Genomic DNA, 22351 nt, shown 5'->3' on the forward strand with positions numbered 1-22351 from the left:
GGCGCGGTCCGCTGCCGCGCCTGGCTGGCGATGTTTGCCGAGGCGCCGGCGCCCGTCTTCCGAGTAACCGCTAATGACCACCTCCGTTCGTACCCGTTTCGCACCGAGTCCCACCGGCTTCATCCACCTCGGCAACATTCGCTCCGCGCTCTATCCGTGGGCGTTCGCGCGCAAGATGAAAGGGACCTTCGTGCTGCGGATCGAGGATACCGACGTCGAGCGCTCCACCTCCGAATCCGTCGACGCCATTCTCCAGGGCATGGAATGGCTCGGCCTCGATTTCGACGAAGGCCCGTTCTACCAGATGCAGCGCATGGACCGCTATCGCGAAGTGCTCAAGCAGATGCAGGACGCGGGGCTCGTGTATCCGTGCTACATGTCGACGGAAGAACTGGACGCGCTGCGCGAGCGTCAACGCGAAGCCGGCGAAAAGCCGCGCTACGACGGCACGTGGCGCCCCGAGCCGGGCAAGGTCCTGCCGCAGCCGCCGGCGGGCGTGGAGCCCGTGCTGCGCTTCCGTAACCCGCTTACCGGCGTGGTGGCGTGGGACGACGCGGTGAAGGGCCGCATCGAGATCTCGAACGAAGAACTCGACGACCTCGTGATCGCTCGCCCGGACGGCACGCCCACCTACAACTTCTGCGTGGTGGTGGACGATCTGGACATGCGCATCACGCACGTGATTCGGGGCGACGATCACGTGAACAACACGCCGCGTCAGATCAACATCCTGCGCGCGCTGGGCGCCGAGCCGCCGGTGTACGCGCATCTTCCGACCGTGCTGAACGAGCAGGGCGAGAAGATGAGCAAGCGCCACGGTGCGATGAGCGTGATGGGTTATCGCGACGCAGGCTATCTGCCGGAAGCGGTCGTCAATTATCTGGCGCGTCTGGGCTGGTCGCATGGCGACGCGGAAATTTTCTCGCGCGAGCAGTTCGTCGAATGGTTCGATCTCGAGCACCTCGGCAAGTCGCCGGCTCAGTACGACCACGACAAGCTGAACTGGCTGAACGCGCACTACATCAAGGAAGCGGACAACGCGCGCCTCGCCGGGCTTGCCAAGCCATTCTTCGCGCAGTTGGGCATCGATGAAGCCGCCGTCGCGCAAGGCGCGGATCTGGCCGCGGTGGTGGGCTTGCTGAAGGATCGCGCGTCCACGGTGAAGGAAATCGCCGAAAACGCCGCCATGTTTTATCGCGCGCCGGCGCCGGAGGCCGACGCATTGGCGCAGCACGTCACCGACGCGGTGCGTCCGGCGCTCGCCGATCTGGCGGCCGCGCTCAAGACGGTGGAGTGGACGAAGGAAGCGATCGCCGCCGCATTGAAGGCGACGCTGGGCGCGCACAAGCTGAAGATGCCGCAACTGGCGATGCCGGTTCGTTTGCTGGTGGCGGGCACCACGCATACGCCGTCGATCGACAGCGTGCTGCTGCTGTTCGGGCGCGATGTCGTCGTGGGCCGTATCGAAAGCGCGCTGGCCTGAAGCGCGTTCAGGCCGTGCATCGAAAGGCCTTGCATGCGGCTCCTGAAAAAAACGCACGCAATTGCTCAAAGGGTATTTACAAAGCGAAGATTGGCCTCTAGAATTTCGTTTCTGTTCTGCAAGGGGGGTATAGCTCAGCTGGGAGAGCGCTTGCATGGCATGCAAGAGGTCAGCGGTTCGATCCCGCTTACCTCCACCATCAGAACATTGCCAACATGCTGTACAGCATCAGAAGTCCGAAAGCCCTGAGAAATCGGGGCTTTATTTTTTTCTGAGGTCGGTAGGAACATATAACAGGCCGCAAAAGGGCACGGGTTCCCGCCAAGACTCCTGCCGCGCCAGCATTCGCTGAGAGCGCCGAAAATTCACCGTTGCGCCAGCCTCCCGACCGATCACCAAGCAGACGAGAAGATGCCGCCGGCACGGCTCATGAATCGCCATGCGAGCCCGTGTTTTCTGGTGCCACGACATCCGTGTCCGAACCAGCGCCGCTCCCGCCGACCTCAAAGCCAGCCGGTTTCAAAGCTGCACGAGGTGAGCGGCACACAACCGCTGTCAGTGACGACCACCTGCTGCTCGAGCTTCACGCCTTGATTTCCTCCTTCCGCGCCGATATAGCTTTCGACGCAAAGCGTCATGCCGGTTTCGAACTGACCGTCGTAGCCAGCGCTTTCCCAATCGACCTGATGCGCGATGGACGGATACTCGTCGACCATGCCGATGCCGTGCGCCACGCAGCTATATCTGTTCTTCAGATATAGCGCCGGGATCTTCCAGGCCCGTTCCGAGAACTCCCGGAATGTCATGGCTGGGCGCAACAGGTCCATGTTGAAATGAACTTGTGAATAGGCAGCCTCATAAAGCTTGCGCTGTTCGTCGGACGGCCGGGTATGACCTACCGTCCATGTCCGGGAGATATCCGAGCAGTAGCCGTTCGGTCCGACCATGTCGGTATCGAACGCCAACAACTCACCGTGTACAAGAATCCTCGAGGAGCATTCTTGCATCCACGGATTGGTCCGGTCTCCGGATGCGAGAAGACGCGTTTCGATCCATTCGCCGCCATGCCGGATGTTCTCGTGGTGAAGGTTTGCCCAGAGATCCTGTTCGCTCATGCCGGGCCGAAGCTCGCGATGCATGCGCTCGATCCCTTTCTCGCACGCGCGCAGGGACTCGTTCATGAGCACGAGTTCGCCCGACGACTTAACCGTCCGGGCCATCTCCATCATGGCTTGTCCGTCCAAAAGAGTCAGCCCGTGCTGCGTCAGGCAGGCAGCGCCGATGGGGTCGAGCCGGTCGACCGCCAGTCGGCGCTCGTTCGGCGCACGTCTGCCGAGCGCATCGACAATCTCGGCGCCCCACGCGTTAGCGCGGCGCTCGGCTTCCGGGCCCGCGCTGAAGAAGGTCCAACCGACCGCGCTGCGCATTTCGAGGTCCAGACTCAGGCCATCCCACACATGCTCGCAACTGTGAAACTCCCAGGCGATGACACGACCGTCGGCGAATACCATCACGTATCGCGACGGGTTGCGCCCCGTCCAGACTTGCATGTTCGACGTGTCCGTTGCGTAGCGGATATTCACCGGGTCGTACAACAATATCGCGGGGCAGTTGTTCTTATGCAGTTGTTCCCGCACCCGGGCCAGCCTGTAGGCCCTGACGTCGATCAAAGTATTGCTCGTTCGTTTCAGATCGGCGGGCGTACTCGCATCGATCATCTCGCTGCAAGGCATGGGGACTCGCTTTGTCGGAGTGCAACGGTCGCCGCGGAACATTCAGCATGCGACGTTGCGCGCTTCATGGGAGGGGCCAATCAGAGTTCCAGCACCAGATCGGAGGTCGGACGGCTGCAACACAGAAGGCGGAAACCTTTCTGGACTTCCCTGTCGCGAATCCCGCCGTTGTGACGCATATCCACCGTGCCTTCGAGTACCCTGGTTTTGCAGGTACCGCACATACCCTGGCTGCAAGAGGATGCGATTGCAACGCCTGCTTTTTTTGCCGCGGCAAGCACGGTTTCCGACGGGCTCATCGTGAACGTTCTGGAGGAGCGGGCCAGCTTGACCGTGACGGTTTCCCGAACCGCATCGCTCTCTTGCAGGGCAGACGCAGGGGCAGACGCAGCGGCGGACACCGGTGCGACACCTGCTGAGATATCGAAACTTTCCTGGTGATAACGCGCCGGGTCGTGACCGCCTTCGCGCAGCAGATTCCTTACCGCACCCATGTAGCCCGCCGGACCGCAAGTGAACACCTCGCGCTCCGCGTAATCAGGAAGCCATTCCGCGAGGAGCTGAAGGCTCAATCGGCCCGTCGCGCCGGCCCAAGCCTCGTCGTTGCCGATTCCTTCGCATACGAAGAAGAGGCGAAACCGAGGGGAGAGTTTGGCGAGTCTTTGCAGTTCCTCGCGAAACACGATATCGGCAGGCGTTCTTGCGCTGTGCACGAACGCGATATCGCGGTCGAGCCCGAGGTCGATGCTCGCGCGCGTCATCGACATCAGCGGCGTCACGCCGGAACCCGCCGACAGGTACAACGACTTCGAGGCACGCGAGGCGGTAGGCGTGAAAGTGCCGGACGGACCATACGCTTTCAACTGACTTCCCGGCTTCATATTGTCATGAAGCCAGTTGGACATGATTCCCCCCGGAACCCGCTTTACCGTAATGGAAAGCAGATAGGGACGCGTGGGCGGCGAGGAAATCGTGTAGCAACGTTCGACCGATCGTCCTTGCACATTCGCCGCGACCGTCATGAACTGACCGGGCTCGAAACGCACGGGCAAACCATCGCTCGCGCGAAACTCGAAGCTCTTGACGTCGTGCGTCTCGTCGACGACGCGGCAGCACGTCAGCGTCTGCTGCTCGCTACTGGGCCAGAGCCTGCCGCCACTCTCCCACGTGTCGGGATCGGACAGTCGGTCGGCGGCCGCGGGTTCGGCGTCAAGAATGCTTTCAACGGAGTTCATAGCGCTCATTCCGCTCAGATGCCGTGTGCGCTCAATCGGGCTGCATACCAGCGCGAGAACTGCTCCACGTAGGTTTCCGTGAAAGGCGAGAACAAGCCCGGCGAGTAGGCGGGATCCTGAGTGCCTTCGTGCGTGATTTCGACGAGGTGTTTATCCTGCATGTTTGTTGCAACCCATACTTCGGTGAGATCCGGGACCTTGTAGTCCACGCCCTCGACGGCATCCGCGTGAACAAGCCACTTCGAGCGCACCAGCGTCTTGTCCGGCGCGAGAGGAATGATGTAGCTGATCACCGCATGATCGCTCATGACATGCGTCCACGAATTGTGTGTCCAGAGGTGCGTATCGCCGAGATCGCGCCGTTCGAGATTTCCCAACAGCCTGGTGCTGGCGACCTTCGTGCTGATGGTCTGTGATTCACCGTTACCGGCGATGACGAGTTGCTGCGTTCTGAACTGGGTGACCGCATCTTCGTCCAGCCGCTCGACACTGGCGCTGGTGAATCCGTCTCGCTCCCAGCTTGCCTGACATGCCGCGTTGCGCGCCTTGTACGCTTCCAGCGCACGCAGCGATTCTTCGCTGAGATTCTCAGGACAGAAGCCGAAGTCTTCCGGCAGGAACGATGCCGTCAATTCCGGATGAGTGGCCTGGCAGTGGTAGCACTCGCGATTGTTTTCCATCACGAGTTTCCAGTTGCCGTTTTCGATGATTTCCTGCTCGAAGGCAATCCTGGTGTTTTGCAGGTCATACGGTGCGAAACGCGGTGTCATGGTCTCTTCGAGCTTCGAGATGTCCTCGGGCGCATGCTCGTCGAGACAAACGAAGATGTGCGTGCCGACAATCCTCGTATGAACCGGCATCAGGCCACGGCAGCTCGGGTCGAAGTCCTTTCCCATGTGGGTAGCGTGGCGCAGGCTTCCGTCGAGATCGTACGTCCACTGATGATACGGGCACACCAGCATGCCGACCGTCGACTTCCCGGCCTCTTTCAGACGTGCGCCGCGATGTCGGCAGACGTTGCGATAGGTTCGGGCGTTTTCGTCGTCGTCGCGCACGATGATGATCGAGGCCTTGCCGATATCCACGGCCGACACATCGCCCGGCTCCGGCACATCCGCCGTGACGCCGACCAGAATCCAGTGCTTGTGGAAAAAGATCTCGACGTCCGTTTCGAAAACGTCGTGGCGGCCAAAGAGCTCGCCGGGCATGCCGTGACCGGGCTGACGGCTCCGGATCAACTCACCATGGGTTTTGAATCGCACTTCGGACATCGCCTTTCTCCAACGTTCAGGTATGTCGGGACTTCGATTGTTCCCGCTATGACTTGAGTATTGGATTGCCGAAAAACAGCGTCAATGCGCTTTATTTTCGGCCTGGCATTACTTTGGATTATGCGAAAGCCCGGCCGCTTCGCGGTGGATGGAATCCTGCCGAAGCCAGTCGATAAGACCTTCGATTGCAGGGGTGAGGGTGCGCCCATGCGGCACCACGACGTAATATGAATCGCTCACCTTGAACGAGGCGACCGGCAATCGGATCAGCTCACCTGCCTCGATAAGATCGTGGACCAATCTTCCCCAGCCAAGGGCGATGCCCTGCCCGTAGCGCGCGGCCTCGATGGCGTCCGTATAAAGGCTGCAGCGTAGGGCAAAGTTCAATCGCACCGGCCCGAAGCCCAGAGCGTGAAACCACGCTTCCCATCCCATCCAGCCTTCCGAGGTGGAATCCGACTCGATGAGAGCGGCGTTGGCGAGTTCTTGCAGCGACGCTGGCGCGCCCCGCGATTCCACCCACTCGCGCGAACAGACGGGGAAGACTTCCTCGTCAAAAAGCAGGGTTGCGGAGCCGTCGCCCCAACGTCCGTTTCCGAACCGAACGGCGACATCGACCTCCTTGGGTCGGAGGTCAGCGTTGAACATCTGCGTCGAGATGCGGAGTTGAATATCCGGTTGAGTCTTCTTGAGCGAAGCCAGCCGCGGCAAGAGGCGAAAGTGTGAAAACGCGGACGTTGCCGCAAGCACCAGTTCCTGCTGGACCGGTCCGCTCGACAACCGGTCGAACACACCGGCGATTTTCTGCATCGACTCGGCGACCACGAGATACAGAGCTTCGCCTTCCTGAGTGAGCTCGATGGAACGATGCAGACGATTGAAGAGCCGAGTCCCGAGCGTTTCTTCAAGAAATTTGACCTGCCGGCTTACCGCTGCTTGCGTCACCCCGAGTTCATCGGCGGCCAGAGTAAAGCTGCCATGACGCGCGACCGCCTCGAACTCGACGAGCGCCGTCACGGAGGGAATCAGCCGCCGGTATCCCTTGGTCCGTGCGCCTGTCGGTTTCATTTCGGCCCCTCCAGTCAAAAAAACAGGGCAGCAGTGTCTGATTACTTTCGCAAAGGCATGACGAGCGGCTTTGACGATGTTCGCCCAGCGTGCCGCCCGCCGCCTATGAACGCCATGGTCCGCGTGACTCAGACGCGCGTGGCTGGCGATTGAGAAACTATCGTCGACCCCGTATGAGCAACGACCAGTACCGTACAGCCCGCTTGCGAGGACGTACTATGCCGCGAGCCGGCCGCGTAGCATACCGTCTGTCCCGGCAGGAAATCCGTGCCGTCGTCATCGGTGAATACGCCGTCGAGAACAAGGATCAACTCGGTCGAGTCGTGCTGGTGTTCGAACGAGCGCGCTCCGGGTTGCAGACGCATCCAGTAACTGCTCCAGGCGCCATTCTCATCATCGGCGACAGGAATCCAGAGAAAGCCGGGCAGCACTGTTGCGCCGATTTTCATAGGCTGCCAGTCGCGCTCGTCAATGGAGTAACAGCGTCGCCCATTCTTGACGTTCAAGCCAAAAAGAACTGTTTCATCGTGCGCGTGCCCGGTAATCATGTTCTGCCGTATCCATTGTCTGTCAAAGGGGACCCCCTGCCTGTCGCGCCTCGGCGGCGCGCTGTCGGGGAAGTCGGTGCACCTGCATTCCACGTTCACAAGCCCAACTGGCAGCGCTACCCGGAGTCCAGCGCTAGCGCCTCGCTCTGCGGTCGAGCCACCCGATAGGCATGCGGCGATTGGCCATATTCTTTACGGAACTCGCGGCCAAGATGCGAGGCGTCGGAGAAGCCGCAGGACGTCGCAATATCGGCCACCGTTCGGTCGGAACTCGTCAGCAGCCAGGACGCCGTCCGTATACGAATCTGCCGCCCGTACGCGTGCGGCGATTTACCCGTTTCCGCGGCAAACAGCCGCTCAAGCTGTCGGACGGACATATCGAGACGCCGGGCAAGTTCTCCCAGGCTCAACGGCTGACCCATGTGCTGTTCCATCAACAGGATCGCGCGCCTTACCTTGTGGTGCGTCGCGGGTTCGAGTCCCGGAGGGTGCGGCTGCGGAGCATTGCCTTTCTGCGCATCGTCCACAAGCATGATGCGCAGCGCCTTCTGCACGACCGTGGCCTCGACGTGCCGCAGCAGTATGGCCGCTGCCACGTCAATCGAGGCCCGTCCGCCTGAGCAGGTAATCCGCCGTCTGTCGATGACGAACAGCCGGTCCGCAACGAGATTGCGTTCGTCAACGCCGGGAAAGCGCTCGACGAAATCCCAGTAGTGGAACCAGCTCACGCATAGGCGGTAGCCGTCCATCACCTCGGCACGCATCAAGGCGAACACCCCTGTGCAAATGCCGACCAGGGTGGCGGACGTTTGCGCCGCGTCACGAATGAACTGGAGCGTGGCTTTGCTTGCGGACGGCCCCGAGTGCAGCAGGCCGCCGACGATCACGACGTAATCGAAGGACCCGGCTTCCTCGAAGGTTGTCCACGGCGCGACCTGGATTCCGCAGCTTGCCCTGACGGGAGTAAAAGACTCGCCGACGATGCTCCACGAACAGCGGACCGGCCTGCTCATGTCACCTTCGTCGCTTGCCAGCCTGAGAAGGTCGACGAAACCGGAAAATGCGGTCAACGTGAAATTGGGCAACAGCACGATTCCAAAGCGAAGCGGCCGGACGGTTCCGGGATGAGTGGGGTCGCTGAACATGGGACTGCCTGCATTAATGCTCTGGAAGCGCTCTAGATGCGCTCTGGAATCCGGCCAGGAGAATCGTCTTTCGACGGACCTGCTCATGCTGTTCGAACGGTTGCGAGCGAAAGCTACCTGGTAGTCTCCGCTTCGACGCCTCGCCATTCGCGCATCATCGCGCCGACTTCCTCACCGAGCCATTCACGGAACTGCAAAGACTCTGGTCGAAGCTTCGCGTTCTTATGCGTGATCAGGTAGTGGTGACGGTCGTGGAACTCGAGCGCGTCACGCACCGGCCGAATCAGACGGCCCTGTTCGACCTGGCGATGGACAAGATGATGCCAGCCGAGCAGGGTGCCTTCGCCCGCTTCGGCCTGGGCGACGAGGAGTCGATAGTCGTTACTCTCGAAGTGCTCGTTTTCCGTGAGCCTGTCCGAGCCATCGCCTTGCTGAAACCAGTTTCGCCACACGCGCCAGTCGACGTGTTCACACACCTGGGCCCGTCCCAGCAGCGAGAGGTTCAACGTGGGCTGCGACAGCAGATCGAGCGGCTTCAACGACTGTCCGCGAAAGTGTTTCTCGAAGAACGGCTGACTACAGACGGGATACACCACGTCGTGGAAGAGCGGCTCGACTTCGTACTCCGGTTCGCGCGGCGGATTCTTGGTAATGATGACGTCAGGTTGCATGAGTTCATCCAGTTCCATGAAATGCTCGGTCACCATCACGAGCAATCTGATGTCCGGGAACCGTCTGCGGAACTCGGGCAGCCTGAACGACAGCCACAAAGCCGAGAACGTATGCGAGACGCAAATGGTCAGCGCGCGCTTGTCCGAGCGACGCACCGCCTCGGCTGCTTCCGCGATATTCATGATCGACAGATACGATGCGTTGTAGAGAATGCGGCCCGCATCGGTGAGCGCGATGTGCCGCCCGGTGCGCTCAAACAGGGCCACATCTAGCGAATCCTCGAGTTCCTTGATTTGCCTGCTGATTGCGGCCTGCGTGACGCATAGCACTTCCGCCGCCTGTGTGAAGCTTTCGTAGCGCGCCGCGGTGACGAAGCATCGCAGTGCCCGTAACGACGGCATCTGGGCGAGGAGTCGGTCCGCGAATAAATGCTTCTGTTGCATCGTTGTCACCTTTTTCACGCGCAAGCGCGGTGCTGTCCGAAGACGGTGGATCTACGCCGCTCTATTTTTTCTCGGTGCAAGGCGGCCATCCGTCATGAGGCAGGAGCATCTCGATCGGAATAGTTTGCGAGTCTCCCTGCTCGTTGGCAAGAGAGGTCAACCCGAGGTCAGGCCTCTCCTCAGGCGGCGTTCTGCGTGGCGAAAACGTGGCGTTATGCGCGGCCTTGGATCCTCATCAAAACCCGGTCGAGGGCGTCGGCGAAATGTGCATACGTACCGCGTTTCGAGAGCTCGTCGTGAACCTGTTCGTTGATGCCACCCGGCGTCATGGAGTGCTCGATCAGCTCAGTAAACGATCTTTCACCTCGCGTTGTGTCGTGCGCGAGGCCGACAGAATAGCCCGACAGAAATGAGCGAGCGGCATCGTCATCCAGCCCTTGGCGGACCAGCCACGACGCCTGGGCTTCCAGCACCGCATAGAAACTCGCCATCGTCGCGGTGACGGCCAACAGTGCATCGAACCTGGCTTCGTCGTCGACTTCGACCGCCTGTCCCAACGCCGAGAACAAGGATTTCGCAACGTGGTCCGCGGGACAGATCGCCGTGCTTCCCTTGCCCTCGGCAACTGCCGGCAGCGGTATCGCGCGAACGACCTTGCCCTGCGCGCGGACGAGCCTGCGCACCTCATCGATCGAGATGCCGGCGATGAAGCTGACGACATGATGGCGCGCATCAAAATGCAGTTCGCTCAGCACGTCGGCAGCGATTTGCGGCACGACGGCAAGACAGACGACGTCGGATGCTTCCAGTACGTCCTGATTGCTTTCGCATACCTGCACTCGCTTATCGAGAGCGGCAAGCGCCGCTGCGGTCTGCGCATTGCGGGGCGACAGCGAAATGCGCTCGAGCGGAAAGTCGAACCGAAGCAATCCGGTAACGACTGCCTGCGTGATGGCGCCGGTCCCGATGAATCCAAGTCGCATGGGGTCTCACATAGCGTTGAAGTGCGGCAGCGTCAAACGCCGTCGCGCCCGGAAAGTCAACACCCCGGCGTGACAGGCCGGGGCTCCCGATCGAGTGGAGTTGCATTAGTCCAGCTTTAGCCAGGTGGTTTTCAGCTCGCAATACTGATCGTGCGCGTAGACCGATTTATCACGGCCGCCGAAGCCCGATTGCTTGAATCCACCGAATGGGGTGGACAGGTCGCCCTCGCCGAAACAGTTCACCGTGACCGTACCCGCCCTGATGCGGGCGGCAATCTTGTGAGCGTTGTTGACGTTGTCGGTCCATAGCGATGCGGCGAGTCCATAGCAGGTGTCGTTGGCAATCCGGACAGCCTCGTCGATGTCGGCGTATTCGATGAAGCAGACGACGGGGCCAAAGACTTCGTCGCGGGCGATGCTCATCTCTGGCGTGACATGGTCGAAGATGGTCGGCTCGACAAACCACCCGCCGGTCTCGGTCAATGTGGCTTTGCCGCCGCACACGAGGCGCGCGCCTTCCGCTTTCGCTTTCTCGATGTGGGCGAGTACTTTTTGACAGTGCTTCTCTTCGATCAGGGAACCAAGCTTGACCTCGGGGTCGAGCGGGTCGCCCGTCTTCCATCCCGCCAGAACGGCCAGGACCTTGTCGAGCAACTCGGTTTTTGTTGTCGAAGGAACCAGAATACGGGAGCCCGCGCTGCAGTTCTCGCCCATGTTCCAGAACGCGGCAGCGACTGCCTGCTCCGCGACAGCATCCAGGTTCGCGACGTCGGGCAGAACGACTTGAGGGTTCTTGCCGCCACATTCCAGCACGACTCGCTTCAGGTTCGTGTCCGCCGAGTAATGGAGGAACCGCTTGCCGGTTTCCGTCGAACCCGTGAAAGCAATCAGGTCGACGTCGGCATGGCGGCCCAGGGCCTGGCCCGCGCTTTCGCCAAAGCCGGTGACGACGCTGAAGACACCTTCGGGCACGCCGGCTTCCCTTGCCAGGTCGGCGATGCGCAGTGTGGAAAGCGATGTCTGCTCGGCGGGTTTCACAATGACGCTGTTGCCGACGGAGAGCGCCGGGCCGATTTTCCAGGCAAGCATGAGCGCCGGGAAGTTCCACGGCAGGACTGCACCCACGATACCAATCGGCTCGCGCGTAATCATGCTCACGACGCTCGCGCCCGACGGCGACAGCGCGTCGTACCGCTTGTCGGTGACTTCCGCGTGCCAACGGATACAGGCCGCCGATTCGGGGATGTCCAGTGCCATGCACTCGCTGATCGGCTTGCCCGCTTCGAGTGCTTCGAGCAGCGCCAGTTCCTCGGCGTTTTCCTCGATGAGTTGCGCGAGCCGCAGAAGCACCGACTTTCGTTGGGCAGGCGCGGCCTTCGACCACACGCCGGACACGAACGCATTCCTTGCCGCCGCTACCGCCCGGTCGACGTCTTTCGCGTCGCACTTTGCAATATCGGCCAGTACTTTTCCCGTCGAAGGATTGAGTGTCTGGAACGTTTCGTTCGCCGCCGCCGGACACCGTTGCCCGGCGATAAACGCTCTGCCATCGACTGAGAGGGTTTCAGCTTTCTGCTGCCATTCCTGATAAGTCGTCATGTTCTGTCCTCGCAAATTTAAAGCTCGGCTCCCGCCGAAAATTCCTTCATCCAGATAGCCGCTGACACCGCTACGTCCGCGATCGGGCGGACCGGCAGCGAGCGCGGATGCGGCTGGTTCAAAAGCTGGCGAACGAGTTCATTGGATTGGCCGAGTGCGTATTCGGCGATGAGTTTCCCGGATGCCGACCCTCTGCTCAGACCGAGGCCATTGCATCCGATCGCCTGGAAGACGCCATCGTCCCTGCATCCGAACAGCGCGCCGTTGTTCGCGGACAGACACAAGGGGCCGCCCCATGTGTATTCCAGTTCGACGTCTTTCAGCATCGGAAAGCGCCGATCGAACGACCGTTGATGCATGGTCTTCGCCTTCGCCAGGTCAGCCTGCGAAAGTTCCAGGCCAGGTCGAAAGGCGAAGTGGTTGCGAACGCAGATACGGTCGGTAATCAGACGGCGAATGGTCGAGCCCATCGGATCGGCGGGAATCAGTGCCCATGACCGCGTGCCGCCGAGTCGCCCGACTTCTTCCGGGTTCATTACCCGTGTCATGGACGCAAACGTATAAACAGGCAGCAGACCGTTCGGATGCCCGCCGAAGGTCGCCGCATACGCGTTGGTGCATAGAATCACGCGCTTCGCGACGATCTTGCCGCTGTCGAAGCGCAGTACTTTCGACAGCCCCTGGTCTTCGATGCCCTTGACCGCGCTCAGCTCGAAGACCTTCGCGTTCTCCGGCAACGTTGCCGCGAGACCGCGCATGAGCGCTGCCGGCTGAACCGTGCTGCAACCCGGCGTAAAGAGCGCGCCCTGATAAAAGTTCGTGCCGGTCACTTTAGCGATGGCGGTCTCGTCCAGCCATTGAAAGGCTTCGTCGATGCGAGCAAGCCCTTCAGCAAAGTGGGTCAGTGCGGCGTGGCCTTTCCTGTTCACCGCAGCATGAAACTTGCCGTCGTCCCGCCAGTCGCAATCGATGTTGTATTGCTTGACCGTCGAGCGCACATAGTCAATGCCGTGACGTTGAAACCGAACATCGGCCTTATCGGTTTCCACACTGCGCGAATAGCTTTCACTGCTGATGTCGTGTGGCAAATCGATAAAGAACCCGGAATTTCGTCCCGCCGTGGTGCGCCCGATACGGTCCGCTTCGACCAGCGCTATTGTGGCGTCAGGCGCAAGCTCCGCCAGACGCCGCGCGGCGCACAGCCCCGTAATACCGCCGCCGACGACGACCCAGTCATATCGATGCCCGGAAGACACCGTATTGGCGGGGGAGGGCGGCGGCAGACTTTCCCACCAGCCGTTCACGCCATCTGGCGCCGGGAACCGCACGAATTCCAGTTTCGAGGCCATGCGTTTACTGCGCGTTGCGCAACATGGGTTGAACGAGCTTCGCAAAATCGCCACGCTCTTCTTCAGTGAGCGTGCCGAGCGGCGCGCGCGCGATACCGACTGGCGTGCCGGCGAGTTCACAGCCGTAGCGAACGTATTGAATGAATTTGCCGCTGCGCTCCAGCAATTCGAGTACGGGCAGCAGTTGCGCCATCAGCTTGCGGCCCGTTACGAAGTCAGCTTGCTCGACGCATGCGTCGAAGAGCGCGGTATGCGCTTCGGGCAGGAAGTTGGAAGCACCCCCGACCCAGCTCCTCGCTCCCCATGCGAAAAACTCGAGCGCCTGATCGTCCATGCCGCAGCTCAGTACCAGCTTGTCGCGGAAATGCGTGGCAAGGTGATGCAGACGCGAGATGTCGCCGGTGCTTTCCTTCATCGCGATGAAGTTTGGCCGTTCGAGCAGCGTTGCCAGAACGCCGTTGCTGATTTCGGTCCCGGTGCGCGCCGGAAAGTTGTACAGCATGATCGGCATGTCGAGACTGTCGTCCACCTTCAACATGTGGTTCAGCAGTTCTTCCTGCGTCGGCTGCGCATAGTACGGAGCGGCAAGCAGCAACGCGGACAGGCCGGCCCGCCTGGCTTCCTGACCCAGGCGAATGACTTCCTTCGTCGTGGTCGCATTGATGCCGGCGGTCAGATACGTCTTGCCGCCTGCCGCTTGCGCCACGGTGTTGAAGGTCCGAACCCGTTCTTCGAAACTCAACGCGTAGTACTCGCCCGTGGTCCCGCCGACTCCAAGGCCCGAAACCCGGCCTGCGAGATTGGCGGCATGTTTGCCGAGTAGATCATGGTCGATCTCGCCGTCCGCCTTGAACGGTGTGACTAGTGGTGTATGTACGCCCTCGAAGCTCATTTGGAATTCTCTCTCGAATAAAAGATGCAAAGCGCTGCCCGGATAGCCGGCAAGAATCGCAGGCGTATCGTGGGCCGGCTACACAAGTGCCTCGGCATGCGAGTAAATCGGAAACTGGTTGCACAGATCTCGTACGCGGCTGCGGACCGCGCGTTCGACCTGATCATCTCCGTCGGGCTCCCGTTCGAGCGCCGACAGCACCTCCAGAATCATCTGGCCGACCTGCTCGAACTGATCGGTGCCGAAGCCTCGGGTTGTTGCAGCGGGCGTGCCGAGGCGGATTCCCGAGGTGACAGTCGGGCTTTGTGTATCGAACGGAATCCCGTTCTTGTTGCAGGTGATGCCCGCACGTTCCAGCGCCTTTTCAGCCTGGGTGCCGGTGAGCCGCTTGCCGCGCAAATCGACCAGCAACAGATGGTTGTCGGTTCCGCCAGTGACGAGACTCAGGCCGCCCGAGGTCAGGACGTTGCCGAGCGCCTGGGCGTTACGCAGCACCTGGTCGATATACGCCGTGAAATCCGGACGAAGCGCTTCACCGAATGCGACCGCCTTGCCCGCTATGACGTGCATGAGCGGGCCGCCCTGCAGGCCGGGGAATACAGCCGAGTTGATTTTTTTGGCTATGTCGCCGTTATTCGTGAGAATGAAGCCGCCGCGCGGCCCACGAAGCGTCTTGTGCGTCGTGGACGTCACCACGTCGGCGAATCGAACCGGGTTCTCGTGCCTGCCTGCCGCGACGACCCCGGCAATGTGCGCCATGTCGACCATCAACAATGCGCCCACGCTATCGGCGATTTCGCGGAACGCGGCAAAATCCAGCGCGCGCGGGTAGGCCGAATAACCTGCGATGATGAGCTTGGGGCGATGCTCGTCGGCAAGCCGACGGACCTGCTCGTAGTCGATGCGATACGTTTCGGGATTCACGCCGTACTGGACCGCGTTGAACCATTTGCCGGAAAGCGCGGGACGCGCGCCGTGCGTCAGATGTCCGCCGGCGTCGAGCGACATGCCCATCACCGTGTCGCCCGGTTTGGCCAGCGCGAGCATCACCGCGCCGTTTGCCTGGGCGCCCGAATGGGGTTGCACGTTCGCGTATTCGGCATCGAACAGCGCTTTCACGCGGTCAATGGCGAGCGCCTCGATCCTGTCCACGTGCTCGCAGCCACCGTAATACCGCTTTGACGGATACCCTTCCGCGTATTTGTTGGTCAGCACGGTGCCTTGCGCTTCCATTACCGCAGCCGAGACAATGTTCTCGGAAGCAATCAATTCGATCTGGGTTTGCTGGCGACGCAACTCCAACGCAATCTCCGATGCGATGACGGGGTCACGGCTCTGGAGAGTTTCAGCAAAAAAGCGTGAGTTCTCGTTCACGTGGTCACTCCGGAATTAAATCGTGTAAGACAAGTCATGCCACGCCGCGAGCGGCAATGAACCCTTCCGCTCACGGCGAGAACAACGTGATCTATTGCTGCAACCAGGCCTTCAACTTTTCCGGATGCGCGTCGACGAATTTCCTCGCTGCCGTCGCATAGTCGTTCGTGGCGTTGCCCTCGAACTCGATGGCCTCGACGTCAGCGAGAGTCAGCTTGAAATGCTTGAAGAAGACGTCCGCCCGCGGAAACTTGCTTGCGAACTGTTTGGACGCGAAGGCGTGAACCTGCTCCTCGCCACCCAGCGTACCCTTGGGATCCTTGAGATAACGCATCTGCCATTTCTGGAACAGCCAATGAGGGCTCCAGACCGTGGCGACAATCCATTGCTTCGACTGGTAAGCTCGCTGCACGCCTGCGAGCATGCCTGCTTCGCTCGACGATTGCAGGTTGTAGCCATTCAGGTCATAGGCCTTGATGGTTTTCTCGGACGCCTGCATCAAGCCGCCGCCGGGCTCGATACCCTGCACGGTGCCATTCAGCTTGCTCTTGACGTCGGCTTTCTCCAGGTCGGCAATCGACGAGAGCTGGGCCTCGGGAATGTATGCCGGCACTGCCCAACCGTTCTTGCCGCCGGTATAGATGATGCCGACGTCGTCCATATCGTTCTTGTACTTTGTGTAATACGCTGCGTGCGTCACCGGCAGCCAGCCGCCCACCATGATGTCGAGGTCGCCGCGGGCGACGCCCTGGTACTGAATGCCGATATCGGCCTGAACAAACTGCACCGGCTGCTTGAGGTTCGTCTCCAGAGCGTACTTGGCGACATTGGCGACGGCCAGTACATCCGCCCAGTTCGTAACCGCCATCTTCAGCGGTTCGGCCGCGACTGCCGGCCCCGCACCGGCAGCCAGGGCAACGACCGCCGACACCGCCAGTTTCATAACGAGCGACTTCAATACATTGCTGTTCATGCGCTACTCCTACGAGATGATGAAATCTTCTTGAAAATTCGACTGCTGCTGCAATAGCGTGTCGGGTCTCCAAACTCGCTAATGCCCAATACCTGATGTCTCTGGCGATCGCATCGCATCGCATGCCCGATGCGATGCTGCCGGTCAAGTGCGCGCCGCGGCATGTGTGCCGGCCTTTGCCGCTCCCGTGCCGGGCGTGACCCGTTTGACTTTCTTCTTCGCCTTCACGCCAAAGCTCTCCGTCAAGCGGTCGAGTACGATGGCGAGCAATACGACACCGAGTCCGCCTTCGAAGCCGATCCCGATGTCGAGACGCTGAATACCGCTCAGCACGTATTCGCCCAGCCCGCCGGCGCCAATCATCGACGCCACCACGACCATCGAGAGCGCCATCATGATGGTCTGATTCACGCCGGCCATGATTGAAGGCAGCGCATTCGGCAACTGGATTTTCCAGAGAAGCTGCATGTCCGTACTGCCGAAGGCGCGGCCCGCCTCCAGCAGTTCCTCGCGCACCTGCCGGATACCCAGGGTCGTGAGCCGCACGACTGGCGGCATGGCAAACACGATGGTGGCGATCACCGCCGGCACGCGCCCCAAGCCAAACAGGATGACCGCCGGGATCAGATAGACGAAGGCGGGCATCGTCTGCATGAAGTCGAGCAGCGAGCGCAAGATCATTTCCACCCGTTTGTTGCGCGCTCCCCAGATGCCGAGTGGCACGCCCACCACCAGGCTGAAGAAGGTCGCTGCGATGACGAGTGCCAGGGTCGAGACGGTTTGAGCCCACAGACCCATGTAATGAATCGCGAGAAGCGCAAGGCCGACGAAGACCGCAAACACCACACCGCGCCGCCACAACGCAAAGGCCACGAGAATGACCAGCATTGCAACGAAGGGAATCGCGGCCAGTCCGTCCTGCAATAGCTTGATGACCGCGCCCAATGAGGCGGAGAAAGCGTCGAAACCGCCCCGGAAATGCTGAAAGAGAAAATTGACGCCGTCTTCTGCGAATTTCCCGATGACTGACGAGTTCATGCTGCTCTCCGTTCCATAACCTGCTTGAGTATCGTCCGGCAGGACACCACGCCCGCGAGCTTTCCGGCCGTGTCGGTGACGGGTACGTCGTGCTCCTGGCTCAATGCAATCGCAGCCAGTTGATGCAAATCCGCATCCAGCGAAACCGCATTCACGTCCCGGAGCAAGGCGTCACGCACGGGGCGCGTACCGCTCTTATGCAACGAGGCCGGCGTGACGCAGCCCTGGTATCGACCCGATTCGTCGCAGACATAGCCGCATTCGACGCCGCTATCGATAAGCTGATTGAGGTAACGTTCCGAGGATGTGCCGACGTCGCAGGAAATGAGACCCCGGTCCACCTTTGTCATCAGGCTGGACGCCTTGAGGAAGCGGGATACGTCGACATTGCGGAAGAAGTCCCGCACGTAAGCGTCCGCGGGCGACTGGATAAGTTCAGCAGGCGTGCCGACCTGGATCAGGCAGCCATCCTTCATGATGCCGATCCGGCCGCCAATCTTGATGGCTTCTTCGATGTCGTGTGAAATGAAGACGATTGTCCGCTGCTCTTCTTTCTGAAGCCGCAGAAGTTCGCATTGCATTTCGAAGCGGATCAGCGGGTCCAGCGCCGAGAACGCTTCGTCCATCAGAAGCACGGCGGGATTCACGGCAAGCGCGCGTGCGAGGCCTACCCGCTGCTGCATGCCGCCGGATAGTTCGCTGGGAAGCAGTTTTTCGTACGAGCCGAGGCCGACTCGCGTGAGCGCGGTACGCGCGATTTCGTAGCGCTGCGCCTTCTTGATGCCGGCCACTTCCAGCCCGTACGCGATGTTGTCGAGGACCGTGCGGTTCGGCAGAAGCGCGAATGACTGGAACACCATCGCCATCTTCTTGCGGCGCACATCGCGTAATTCCAACGTGGACATGGGCGCAATGTCGTGGCCTTCGAGAATGACCTGGCCCGACGTCGGCTCGATCAGCCGGTTGAGCAGTCGAACCAGCGTCGACTTGCCGGAACCCGAGAGGCCCATGACGACAAAAATCTCGCCCGCCTTAACGCTGAGGCTGACGTCGTTGACAGCCACCATGTTGCCGGTTTGCTCGAAAATCTCGTTGCGGCCAAGGCCTTGCTTGATCAAATCGGCGGCACGCTCGGGCTTCGGCCCGAAGATTTTCGACAGGTTTTTAACCGTAAGAATGTCGGTCCCGGAAACCGCGACATGTTTGGCAGTCGCTGCAACGTCTTCCGCTTCCATTGTGCCCGGGCTCAACACATCTCCCGGCGCAAATGTCAGGTTAGGGTTCATTCTGTCTTCCCAACTGGCGAGTTCAAGAAATCAAGCCCGCGACCTATGAAAGTTGCAAGGCAGCCGGGCGAACAGCAAACACGATTCGTCGAATGAAAAGAAGCACTATGTCGACCGTGCGCTGCCACCTCTGCTTGATGGATGAATCGCAGCGTATTCAAGCCAATTTGATCGATCCAGCTACATTTTCTGCGGGCTTTTCCCTACTTTTGGTAATGCAGGTGGAGCCGGCAGTGCTGGTGAAAGAGGAGCCTCAGACGGGGCGGGCCCGTGCAGCTTCATTGAAGGGTTTGCGCAGAAAGCGGAGTGCCGGCCCGGCCTTTGATTATTGAACGCGGAACCCTGTCGTACGGGAATGTCCTGGGGTTCGGCGACTGCTTTGCATAACCGAAGGTAGGGCAAAGCATGAACAAAGCGTGATGGGATAGGGCGGTTTGGTTTCGCCATAAACCATTGCCCGGCTTATGCCGGGCAATTCGACAGCAGCGGAGCGGGTTACTCCGGCTTCCTGGCGGCCTCGGCCAGCATGGCATCGCCGATCTGAAAGTTCTCGCGCGCCCTGAGCGCTTCGCCAGCACCTCGAATATCGCGTGCGTCCTTGTTCTGGGCAAGCTTGCTCTTGCCGACCAGTCGCGTGATGTCGATCCGCAGGCCGACGATCGACTTGAGCAGGGTATCGATGTAGTCCCTCGGCGCGTCGGCCATCTTCCAGGGTTTGGGTTGCGAAGCCTCATGCGTGCGGGTCAGCCGGGCCACCACGCCGCGCACGTATTGCTCGTCATCGTGAACGGCGATGCGTCCATACGCATGGACGACGACGTAATTCCAGGTGGGAACCTGCCGGTGAAACTCGTGTTTGCTCGGATACCAGGTCGGGGAAATATAAGCGTCTCCCGCACGAAAGACGACGAGCACTTCATCGCCGTTCGCGACGTCCTGCCATACCGGATTGGCCCGCGCGACGTGCGCGCGCAGGACGCCCAGCTCGCCTTCGGCCGCCGCCAGTTCGAATGGAAGATGGTTGGCGTCGAGCCCACTGTTTCCATGCGTAATCAGCGTTCCGAACGGATGTTGCGCGATGTGCGCGTGCAGAATCTCGGTGCGAGGTTCATTGAAATCGGCGGGTATGTACATGTCGGTTCCACTAGCTGGCGGAGGTGTTCGAAGGCGATCGGATCGAAAGCCGTGTGGACGCATTATGTTGAAAAACTGGTTTATCCTACAGATCCAGTTTAGATCGATTTCATAGGACCAGAATCATGGCGAGAACGGCGCGGGCCGCGGAAATTCCGTCGATCGGCACCCTGGACCGCGCGGCGGGCAGCCTCAGCCGTCAGGTCGCGCAGGCGTTGCGAGAGGCGGTGCGCACTGGGAATATCCAGCCCGGCGATGCGTTGCCGTCCACGCGATTGCTGGCGGCTTCGCTGCAAGTCTCGCGCGGCACGGTGATCGGGGCTTACGAGCAACTGATCGCCGAGGGCTTTCTGGAATCGAAGGGGGGCGCCGGCACGTGCGTCGCGCAAGCACTCGCCGAGCCGCGACAGGCAACCGAACCGCGTGCGGCCCGCCGGCGTATCGCGCGGACCAGCCTGCCTGAGCCCGCCGCGGCATTTGCGCGGATCGCGCAGGAATTCAGGCCGCTGCCGCCGGTGCCGTTTGCGATTTCCGTACCTGTCGGTTTGACCGCGCCCGCCGACATCTGGCGCCGGCTCGGCAACCGTCTGCGTGCCAGGGGAGCTGGCGCGCCGGCTGGATACTCCGATCCGCTTGGGGCCTTACCGCTGCGTGAAGCGATTGCCGACTATGTGCGCAAGTCCCGCTCCGTGCGCTGCGAACCGGGTCAGGTCATCGTTACCAGCGGTACTCAGCAGGGACTCTTTCTGGCGAGCCAGGTGTTGCTGGGTCCGCGCGATCAGGTCTGGGTGGAGAACCCGGCCTACCGTGGCGTTACCGCGATACTCGAAAGTACGGGGCATGGCGATGCGATGATTCGCATACCGGTCGACGCCGAGGGCATCGATGTCGAAGCGGGGATACGGGCGGCGCCTCACGCGCGGGCCGCATTCGTCACGCCGTCGCATCAGTATCCGCTGGGCATGCCGATGAGCATGGCTCGGCGCAGCGCCTTGCTGGCCTGGGCGCGTGCAAACCACGCATGGGTCGTCGAGGACGACTACGATAGCGAACTTCGCTACCAGGGCTATCCGTTTCCGTCACTTCAGGGACTGGACCCCGACCGGGTGATTTATCTCGGCACGTTTAGCAAGGTCCTGTTTCCGTCGTTGCGCTCGGGTTATGTGATCGTCCCCGACGATCTGGTCGATGCTTTCTGCGGCGCGCGTGTGCTGATGGACCGTCATCCGCCGAACGCCGATCAGCATGTGCTGGCGGCCTTCATGGCCGAGGGCCATCTGGAGCGCCACATCCGCAGGGTTCGCAACGTCTATTCAGACCACCGGGCCCAGTTGATCGAGACGCTGAACGCGCTGCTTCCGAATGATCTGGCATGGCTGGAGCCGGGCGACCAGGGCATGCATGTGGTCCTGTGGCTGGCGCAAGGCATGGATGACCGCAAGGTGGTCGAACTGGCCGCGCGGGCCGGAGTCGCCGTGCGGGCCGTATCGCCGATGTTCGCGCCGGGAACGGCGCGGCCCGGCCTGGTCCTTGGATTCGGCGGATTCAGCAACGCGCAAATGAAGGCGGCTGCGCAACGTCTTGCCGAGGTGATTATCGGCGTGACAAAGCCACTCAAACGAAAACACGCCGCCCTACGAAAAGCAGCCACGCGAAGTGGCCCAAGTCGATAGAAAGCGCAGCCATTAGGCTTACGCGCTGCGTGGTCGGAGCGGGCTTATTCCGTGGCCCCGGCGCATGCCTATGAAGCCGCCTTCATCGCCGCGCGTCATGCGCCCATTCGATCTACAGATAGCTGCAGACGTAGTCGAGGGTTTCGATCACGTCGATATCGAAGCGGCTCTTGCCGGGCACCGAGAACGACTCGCCCGCGCCGTACGTCCGCCACTCGTCGGTGCCTTCGAGGCGAATGCGGCATTGGCCCGCCTGCACCTCCATGATCTCCGGCGCGTCGGTGCCGAAGTTGAGCACGCCGGGCAAGATAACGCCGAGCGTCTTGCGCGTGCCGTCGGCGAACAGAACGGTGTGCGACACGCACTTGCCGTCGAAGTAGACATTGGCGCGTTTGACGATGGAAACCTGATCGAATTGCGTTGCGGCCGTCATGGCGGTCTTCCTTTGGGTG

Annotated in this window: 20 protein-coding genes and 1 tRNA gene; 4 read left to right on the forward strand and 17 right to left on the reverse strand. The window is 60.9% G+C overall.

Features of this window, described 5'->3' with window-relative positions; genetic code table 11:
• Positions 1–73: 73 nt before the first annotated feature.
• Positions 74–1483, forward strand: a complete 1410-nt coding sequence (gltX, locus tag ACOCG7_RS18840) for a glutamate--tRNA ligase (protein WP_083083405.1) — start codon at positions 74–76, stop codon at positions 1481–1483.
• Positions 1484–1606: 123 nt separating this feature from the next.
• Positions 1607–1682, forward strand: a tRNA-Ala gene (locus ACOCG7_RS18845).
• Between the two features lie 304 nt (positions 1683–1986).
• Here the strand turns inward: ACOCG7_RS18845 and ACOCG7_RS18850 are convergent.
• The 15 genes from ACOCG7_RS18850 to ACOCG7_RS18920 all read right to left on the reverse strand — a co-directional run bounded on the left by ACOCG7_RS18850 (position 1987) and on the right by ACOCG7_RS18920 (position 19092).
• Positions 1987–3201 carry a M24 family metallopeptidase gene (locus ACOCG7_RS18850; protein ID WP_421380495.1) on the reverse strand — a complete coding sequence of 405 codons (1215 nt, stop codon included), beginning with the start codon at positions 3199–3201 and terminating at the stop codon, positions 1987–1989.
• Positions 3202–3296: 95 nt separating this feature from the next.
• Positions 3297–4451, reverse strand: a complete 1155-nt coding sequence (locus ACOCG7_RS18855) for a hybrid-cluster NAD(P)-dependent oxidoreductase (RefSeq protein WP_244744303.1) — start codon at positions 4449–4451, stop codon at positions 3297–3299.
• A gap of 14 nt (positions 4452–4465) precedes the next feature.
• A complete protein-coding gene (locus ACOCG7_RS18860) occupies positions 4466–5722 on the reverse strand; it encodes an aromatic ring-hydroxylating oxygenase subunit alpha (protein ID WP_244744302.1) in 1257 nt (418 codons plus the stop codon).
• Between the two features lie 108 nt (positions 5723–5830).
• Positions 5831–6790, reverse strand: a complete 960-nt coding sequence (locus tag ACOCG7_RS18865) for a LysR substrate-binding domain-containing protein (RefSeq protein ID WP_244744301.1) — start codon at positions 6788–6790, stop codon at positions 5831–5833.
• 128 nt (positions 6791–6918) lie between these two features.
• On the reverse strand, positions 6919–7338 hold the full coding sequence (locus ACOCG7_RS18870; protein ID WP_244744300.1) for a cupin domain-containing protein: 420 nt from the start codon (positions 7336–7338) through the stop codon (positions 6919–6921).
• 116 nt (positions 7339–7454) lie between these two features.
• Entirely contained in the window at positions 7455–8483 is a 1029-nt protein-coding gene (locus ACOCG7_RS18875) for a GlxA family transcriptional regulator (protein ID WP_244744298.1), read from the reverse strand.
• Positions 8484–8596: 113 nt separating this feature from the next.
• Positions 8597–9598, reverse strand: coding sequence for a LysR substrate-binding domain-containing protein (locus ACOCG7_RS18880; protein WP_073427714.1), 1002 nt, complete (start codon positions 9596–9598; stop codon positions 8597–8599).
• Positions 9599–9810: 212 nt separating this feature from the next.
• Entirely contained in the window at positions 9811–10581 is a 771-nt protein-coding gene (locus ACOCG7_RS18885) for a pyrroline-5-carboxylate reductase (protein ID WP_244744296.1), read from the reverse strand.
• A 105-nt stretch (positions 10582–10686) separates the two neighbouring features.
• Positions 10687–12180 carry an aldehyde dehydrogenase gene (locus ACOCG7_RS18890; RefSeq protein ID WP_244744294.1) on the reverse strand — a complete coding sequence of 498 codons (1494 nt, stop codon included), beginning with the start codon at positions 12178–12180 and terminating at the stop codon, positions 10687–10689.
• A 17-nt stretch (positions 12181–12197) separates the two neighbouring features.
• Positions 12198–13529 (reverse strand): NAD(P)/FAD-dependent oxidoreductase, encoded by a 1332-nt coding sequence (locus tag ACOCG7_RS18895; RefSeq protein ID WP_244744292.1) that lies wholly within the window; start codon positions 13527–13529, stop codon positions 12198–12200.
• Between the two features lie 4 nt (positions 13530–13533).
• Positions 13534–14421, reverse strand: coding sequence for a dihydrodipicolinate synthase family protein (locus ACOCG7_RS18900; protein WP_073427657.1), 888 nt, complete (start codon positions 14419–14421; stop codon positions 13534–13536).
• A 78-nt stretch (positions 14422–14499) separates the two neighbouring features.
• The gene (glyA, locus tag ACOCG7_RS18905; protein ID WP_114162261.1) at positions 14500–15795 is read right to left on the reverse strand and encodes a serine hydroxymethyltransferase; all 1296 of its coding nucleotides are present in this window, start codon (positions 15793–15795) and stop codon (positions 14500–14502) included.
• A gap of 91 nt (positions 15796–15886) precedes the next feature.
• Complete coding sequence (locus tag ACOCG7_RS18910) at positions 15887–16768, reverse strand: glycine betaine ABC transporter substrate-binding protein (protein WP_244744288.1); 882 nt, start codon at positions 16766–16768, stop codon at positions 15887–15889.
• A gap of 144 nt (positions 16769–16912) precedes the next feature.
• On the reverse strand, positions 16913–17806 hold the full coding sequence (locus tag ACOCG7_RS18915) for an ABC transporter permease (protein WP_083083417.1): 894 nt from the start codon (positions 17804–17806) through the stop codon (positions 16913–16915).
• Positions 17803–19092 carry a quaternary amine ABC transporter ATP-binding protein gene (locus ACOCG7_RS18920; RefSeq protein ID WP_244744285.1) on the reverse strand — a complete coding sequence of 430 codons (1290 nt, stop codon included), beginning with the start codon at positions 19090–19092 and terminating at the stop codon, positions 17803–17805. The genes ACOCG7_RS18915 and ACOCG7_RS18920 overlap by 4 nt, the downstream gene beginning before the upstream one ends.
• Before the next feature lie 92 nt (positions 19093–19184).
• On the opposite strand from ACOCG7_RS18920, the gene ACOCG7_RS18925 reads away from it, so the two are divergent.
• Entirely contained in the window at positions 19185–19424 is a 240-nt protein-coding gene (locus ACOCG7_RS18925; protein ID WP_152035334.1) for a hypothetical protein, read from the forward strand.
• Positions 19425–19587: 163 nt separating this feature from the next.
• Here ACOCG7_RS18925 and ACOCG7_RS18930 read toward each other — a convergent pair whose 3' ends face one another.
• On the reverse strand, positions 19588–20226 hold the full coding sequence (locus ACOCG7_RS18930) for an FMN-binding negative transcriptional regulator (RefSeq protein WP_073427662.1): 639 nt from the start codon (positions 20224–20226) through the stop codon (positions 19588–19590).
• Positions 20227–20351: 125 nt separating this feature from the next.
• Between ACOCG7_RS18930 and ACOCG7_RS18935 the strand changes: the two genes are divergently transcribed.
• Positions 20352–21899: a PLP-dependent aminotransferase family protein gene (locus ACOCG7_RS18935; protein ID WP_421379442.1), complete on the forward strand. Its 1548-nt coding sequence runs from the start codon at positions 20352–20354 to the stop codon at positions 21897–21899.
• Positions 21900–22011: 112 nt separating this feature from the next.
• Here the strand turns inward: ACOCG7_RS18935 and ACOCG7_RS18940 are convergent, their stop codons facing one another.
• Positions 22012–22332 (reverse strand): pyrimidine/purine nucleoside phosphorylase, encoded by a 321-nt coding sequence (locus ACOCG7_RS18940; RefSeq protein ID WP_073427715.1) that lies wholly within the window; start codon positions 22330–22332, stop codon positions 22012–22014.
• Positions 22333–22351: the final 19 nt, after the last annotated feature.

The sequence above is a fragment of the Paraburkholderia sp. DD10 genome (assembly GCF_049177125.1).
Taxonomy (GTDB): Bacteria; Pseudomonadota; Gammaproteobacteria; order Burkholderiales; family Burkholderiaceae; genus Paraburkholderia; species Paraburkholderia terricola.

What these genes read in the sequence shown, in the direction of transcription:
- gltX (WP_083083405.1), top strand. Translation starts at nt 74, where the DNA reads ATGACCACCTCCGTTCGTACCCGTTTCGCACCGAGTCCCACCGGCTTC.
- ACOCG7_RS18850 (WP_421380495.1), bottom strand. Translation starts at nt 3,201, where the DNA reads ATGATCGATGCGAGTACGCCCGCCGATCTGAAACGAACGAGCAATACT.
- ACOCG7_RS18855 (WP_244744303.1), bottom strand. Translation starts at nt 4,451, where the DNA reads ATGAACTCCGTTGAAAGCATTCTTGACGCCGAACCCGCGGCCGCCGAC.
- ACOCG7_RS18860 (WP_244744302.1), bottom strand. Translation starts at nt 5,722, where the DNA reads ATGTCCGAAGTGCGATTCAAAACCCATGGTGAGTTGATCCGGAGCCGT.
- ACOCG7_RS18865 (WP_244744301.1), bottom strand. Translation starts at nt 6,790, where the DNA reads ATGAAACCGACAGGCGCACGGACCAAGGGATACCGGCGGCTGATTCCC.
- ACOCG7_RS18870 (WP_244744300.1), bottom strand. Translation starts at nt 7,338, where the DNA reads ATGATTACCGGGCACGCGCACGATGAAACAGTTCTTTTTGGCTTGAAC.
- ACOCG7_RS18875 (WP_244744298.1), bottom strand. Translation starts at nt 8,483, where the DNA reads ATGTTCAGCGACCCCACTCATCCCGGAACCGTCCGGCCGCTTCGCTTT.
- ACOCG7_RS18880 (WP_073427714.1), bottom strand. Translation starts at nt 9,598, where the DNA reads ATGCAACAGAAGCATTTATTCGCGGACCGACTCCTCGCCCAGATGCCG.
- ACOCG7_RS18885 (WP_244744296.1), bottom strand. Translation starts at nt 10,581, where the DNA reads ATGCGACTTGGATTCATCGGGACCGGCGCCATCACGCAGGCAGTCGTT.
- ACOCG7_RS18890 (WP_244744294.1), bottom strand. Translation starts at nt 12,180, where the DNA reads ATGACGACTTATCAGGAATGGCAGCAGAAAGCTGAAACCCTCTCAGTC.
- ACOCG7_RS18895 (WP_244744292.1), bottom strand. Translation starts at nt 13,529, where the DNA reads ATGGCCTCGAAACTGGAATTCGTGCGGTTCCCGGCGCCAGATGGCGTG.
- ACOCG7_RS18900 (WP_073427657.1), bottom strand. Translation starts at nt 14,421, where the DNA reads ATGAGCTTCGAGGGCGTACATACACCACTAGTCACACCGTTCAAGGCG.
- ACOCG7_RS18910 (WP_244744288.1), bottom strand. Translation starts at nt 16,768, where the DNA reads ATGAACAGCAATGTATTGAAGTCGCTCGTTATGAAACTGGCGGTGTCG.
- ACOCG7_RS18915 (WP_083083417.1), bottom strand. Translation starts at nt 17,806, where the DNA reads ATGAACTCGTCAGTCATCGGGAAATTCGCAGAAGACGGCGTCAATTTT.
- ACOCG7_RS18920 (WP_244744285.1), bottom strand. Translation starts at nt 19,092, where the DNA reads ATGAACCCTAACCTGACATTTGCGCCGGGAGATGTGTTGAGCCCGGGC.
- ACOCG7_RS18925 (WP_152035334.1), top strand. Translation starts at nt 19,185, where the DNA reads ATGAAAAGAAGCACTATGTCGACCGTGCGCTGCCACCTCTGCTTGATG.
- ACOCG7_RS18930 (WP_073427662.1), bottom strand. Translation starts at nt 20,226, where the DNA reads ATGTACATACCCGCCGATTTCAATGAACCTCGCACCGAGATTCTGCAC.
- ACOCG7_RS18935 (WP_421379442.1), top strand. Translation starts at nt 20,352, where the DNA reads ATGGCGAGAACGGCGCGGGCCGCGGAAATTCCGTCGATCGGCACCCTG.
- ACOCG7_RS18940 (WP_073427715.1), bottom strand. Translation starts at nt 22,332, where the DNA reads ATGACGGCCGCAACGCAATTCGATCAGGTTTCCATCGTCAAACGCGCC.